Source organism: bacterium (genome assembly GCA_009926305.1).
GTDB lineage: Bacteria > Bdellovibrionota_C > UBA2361 > UBA2361 > RFPC01 > RFPC01.
In genome coordinates, this window is sequence record RFPC01000130.1 from 1 (window position 1) to 4210 (window position 4210).

Here is a 4210-nt window from a genome sequence, read left to right on the forward strand (position 1 = left end):
GAAGCATACACCGTGCAGGGCCATTCGGAGGTTCTTCCGTTTCAAGTAGCGGAAGATGATAATGCGCCAGAGGCTATGCGTCTTCAGCAGCGTTTCCTTGAGTTGCGACGAGAGAAGCTTCACGACAATATTGTTAAGAGGTGTGAGATTATTCGAAGCATCAGGGACATCATGCATGATCTCGGATTCCGAGAATACCACACCCCGATTCTTACGAGTAGCTCTCCTGAGGGAGCACGTGACTTCCTCGTGCCTTCACGACGGCATCCGGGGAAGTTCTATGCGCTTCCGCAAGCTCCGCAACAGTTCAAACAGTTAATTATGATATCTGGGTTTGATCGGTATTTTCAGATTGCACCGTGTTTTCGGGATGAGGATGCTCGGGCTGATCGTTCGCCTGGGGAGTTCTATCAGATAGACATTGAGATGTCTTTTGTGGAGCAGAAGCGAATGAAGCGTTGATGTCTCGTTTGTTTGAAAGGCACAAGCAGGAGGGTGAAGTTGTGACGGAACTACCTTTCCCGCGTATCCCGTATGCTGAGGTCATGGCGAAGTATGGGTCTGATAAACCGGACCTGCGGAATCCGTTAGAGATACAGGATGTGTCAGAAGTTTTCAAAGAGACTTCGTTTAAGGTCTTTCGTTCCGCTATTGAAGCAAACGGCACTGTGCGGGCTATTCCGGTTGCGTTAGATAAGGTGCCACCAAGAAAGTACTTTGATGACACGGTAGAGTATTTCAAGAAGATGACGGGGCAGGGGCTTGCGTATTTATCTTTTGATTATGCGGAAGGGAATGGCGAGCCGAAGGGTTCCATCGTGAAGTTCTTTGAGCCGGAGGAGTTAGAGCGTCTTCGGGAGTATCTTGGTATTACCTCAACAACGAGTGTGTTCTTTGCCGCAGGTCCTGAGTCGCAAGTGCTTAAGGGATTGGGACGGTTACGAGACAAACTAGGGCAGGATTACTCTTTACTAGAGGAGGGGGCGTACCGATTTTGTTGGATTACGGATTATCCGTTGTATGAGTTAGACGAGCAGACTGGCAAGGTAGAGTTTGGGCACAATCCATTCTCTATGCCTCAGGGTGGGCTTGAGGCGTTAGAGACGTTACATCCGTTGGATGTGAAGGCGAACCAGTATGACTTGGTGTGTAATGGGTATGAGTTTGGGAGTGGAGCGATTCGGAACCACAATCCAGAGATTATGTATCGAGCGTTTGAGAATGTTGGTTACTCGAAGGAGGATGTGGACAGGGAGTTTGGCGGGATGATCCGAGCGTTTCGTTATGGAGCGCCACCGCATGGAGGCTTTGCGCATGGGGTAGAGCGGATCGTGATGTTGTTATGTGGCGAGGAGACGATTCGCGAGGTGATTATGTTTCCGTTAGCGCAGGGGGGAGAGGATCTCCTCATGGGTGCGCCATCAAAGGTAACGGCTCAAGCGCTACAAGATGTTCATATTCGAGTTGAGCTTCCGCCTGAGCTTGAATTAAAGAAAGACTAGCTGAAAAAATTCAAGAAACTCCTCATTATGACTTGAGCGAACCATCGAATCTTGGGAGTATTTGAGCTCTCCTTTCGGCCCTCCGTGGTGGAATAGGTAGTCGTCGGGAGAAGAAAACACGAAGTGTTTTCGCCGACGAGGGGACTGAAAAAGAAGATGCTGTCCCTTGTAACTGCGGTGTATCGCTAAGTTGTGCTAGAAGTAGAGCTTAGCAATGTGCCTGGGTGGTGGAATAGGTAGACACAAGGGACTTAAAATCCCTCGGTAGCAATACCGTGCCGGTTCGATTCCGGCCCTAGGCATAATTTCTACCCCAGCGCTTTGCTTGAGCAAAGGCGCTTGCCCCTGAGAGGGGCGTTATCTCAGGCCGGGATCGAACCGGCAGCCCCGCCGGAGGGAAAAGGCAGTTTCGATGCAATTTGCAAGCAAATTGGGATTCCGGCCCTAGGCATAATTTCTACCCCAGCGTATTGCTTGAGCAAAGGCGCTTGCCCCTGAAAGGGGCGTTATCATTTTACATGTACGATCGCAATTATGTTTTGAGCGATTCGAAATCAAATCAGTGGTGGTGGAATAGGTAGTCGAGTCGTAGAGAAAACATGCCTTAATGGCATGTTTTTAGACTCGATGGGACTTAAAGTGGGTCTCTTAAGGCGAGATTTAGCCACTTAGCTCCATTATCAAGAACATGTAAACACCAATTGTAGAACTGAACAGTATCGGCCATGCGAGCCATAAAGTGCCGGATCGGCTGATCTCCACTTTTTGATCGTCAGTAATTTTCGGGCAACCTGGTATCAGAGCAGTAGGCAATGCGTCCCAGGGGTTATCTGGCTTGTAGAGTATGAGGACTTTATCCCCCTCTTCGAACATTTGATGTAAGGATGTGTATTTAGAAATGATCATAGTCTGACCGTCTAGGGTCTTGAATTCAAAATAGACACAATACACACGGCCATTACCGGTTCCACCGCGTCTACCGCTTATTAAAGTGAATAGTGTTAATTCTTTACGGAGGAACGTTCCCTCGGCAACTTGTCCGTGCGCTAGTAGTTTCATTGAACGGCGTGCACGAGGTAGTCCGCAAAGAACAAAGATGAGACCTAGGAGTGGCGGAAGGAGGGGGAATAACAAGACTGATTGGGTTAGGGGCAGAGGCTTCCTGCGATGACCCTCGACTATTGCATACTCTGGTTCGTCTATAGGGACGAGCACAGTTACATTCTCATTTGTAAGCGGCTCCGAAGCATACGAGACCCCCTCATATACCAATCCGTTATAGGTGAACTCAAAGAGGTGTTCATAAATGACTGAGTTATTGCTAGAAAAATTTGTTTTTTTAGCGCTAGCAATAACACCAGGGACTTTCTCTGTGATTATCTGCTCATGCAGGGAAGAAGAATCTATTTGGTTCACCCACAAAAATGAAAGCAACAGACCGCTACAAAATAATATCATCCCTACCTGAGAAAAATAACCGCCAAAAATGCAGCTGAATTTAACAATACTTGGTAGGTAGCGATTAGGTGAATGGGTGTAAAAAGCGGCCATGATTTCCCCGTAAGTAAAGAGGCGCTATTTTTTGCTGACGAATCAGAAGTACGATGGTTAATTCGACAATCTTATCGGCAATGATGAGCTTAAATTTGCGCAGTGTTAACGGTGTTATGCTATATTTTCGGGGTGAGTGTTCTCATTTTCTTGAGAGTATTCATAATCGACTGAGTAGAGGTGTGACATAGCTCGAGGTGGGAAGGGACTTGAGATTGATGAGAGATTAGCTCTCAAGAGCGGAGTTGACGAAATCGTATTTCAAATCAACCACGGTGCACCATTTAACAAAACAGACAGTATTGGCCATGTGAGAGAGAGGGCACTGTAGAGAGAGCCTTCCACTTTCTGACCATCAGTCATTTTTGGGCTACCTGGCAGCAGAGCAACAAGCATTCCATCGCTGGGATTATCTGGGCTGTAAAGTATGAGTTGTTTCTCATCTTGTTTGAGCTTTTTTATTGCCCGCGTTTTTTCAGAAATGGTCTGTTTCTGTCCGTTGACGGTCTTGAATTCAAAATAGACGCGAAAATTTGGAGTCTGGTTGCGGTCAGGCCATAAGTATTCTTTATGGAGAAATGTTCCCTCGGCAAGTTGGCCATCCCTCAGTAGTTTTATTGCATGGAGTCCTCGCAGTATGCTTTTCCGAATGAAGAAGAGTCCGAAAAGAGGAAGACCAATCAGAAAGGCATGATGCACCGATAGGAGTGTTCGTCGATAACCATAGAGCACTGCGTATTCTGGGTCATCTCTCGGAACGAGGACTATTAGGTTTTCCTGAGAAGGCGGCTCTGCGCCATATGATACTCCCTCATAGTTTTCTCCGTTGTAGGTGAAGTGGAAGAGATATTGGATAACTGGTGAGTCGTTTTCCCGTAGATTGGTTTCTTCTGAGCTAACTATAGTACCAGTGACGCGCTCCATAATTTTCTCTCCAGAGAGAGAATAAAAATCTATCTCAGGGATGACTTTCAATAACGTCAAACTTAAAAACCCGAAAAATATCCAGCCCATTGCTGCAGTAGAGCCGCCAAAAATGCAGCCAAGTTTAACAATACTTGGTAGGTGGCGATTACGTGAATGGGTGTAAAAAGCGGCCATGATTTCCCCGTAAGTAAAGAGGCGCTATTTTTTGCTGACGAATCAGAAGTACGATG

Annotated in this window: 4 protein-coding genes and 1 tRNA gene; 3 read left to right on the forward strand and 2 right to left on the reverse strand. The window is 46.9% G+C overall.

The genetic code is table 11. From position 1 onward, the window contains the following. From EBR25_12600 to EBR25_12610, 3 genes are all read left to right on the forward strand, one after another. Positions 1 to 462, forward strand: a 462-nt coding sequence (locus EBR25_12600; protein NBW41824.1) for an aspartate--tRNA ligase, incomplete at its 5' end; no start/stop codon positions are given. After that, positions 462 to 1502, forward strand: coding sequence for a hypothetical protein (locus tag EBR25_12605; protein NBW41825.1), 1041 nt, complete (start codon positions 462 to 464; stop codon positions 1500 to 1502). The genes EBR25_12600 and EBR25_12605, both read left to right, overlap by 1 nt. A 218-nt stretch (positions 1503 to 1720) precedes the next feature. After that, a tRNA-Leu gene (locus EBR25_12610) sits at positions 1721 to 1804 on the forward strand. Positions 1805 to 2162: 358 nt separating this feature from the next. On the opposite strand, the gene EBR25_12615 is transcribed toward EBR25_12610, so the two are convergent. After that, on the reverse strand, positions 2163 to 3053 hold the full coding sequence (locus EBR25_12615) for a hypothetical protein (protein NBW41826.1): 891 nt from the start codon (positions 3051 to 3053) through the stop codon (positions 2163 to 2165). Between the two features lie 261 nt (positions 3054 to 3314). Continuing rightward, positions 3315 to 4154: a DUF3592 domain-containing protein gene (locus EBR25_12620; protein ID NBW41827.1), complete on the reverse strand. Its 840-nt coding sequence runs from the start codon at positions 4152 to 4154 to the stop codon at positions 3315 to 3317. Between the last annotated feature and the right edge of the window lie 56 nt (positions 4155 to 4210).

Coding starts and splice junctions, on each gene's coding strand:
- EBR25_12605 (NBW41825.1), top strand. CDS start 462: ATGTCTCGTTTGTTTGAAAGGCACAAGCAGGAGGGTGAAGTTGTGACG.
- EBR25_12620 (NBW41827.1), bottom strand. CDS start 4,154: ATGGCCGCTTTTTACACCCATTCACGTAATCGCCACCTACCAAGTATT.
- EBR25_12615 (NBW41826.1), bottom strand. CDS start 3,053: ATGGCCGCTTTTTACACCCATTCACCTAATCGCTACCTACCAAGTATT.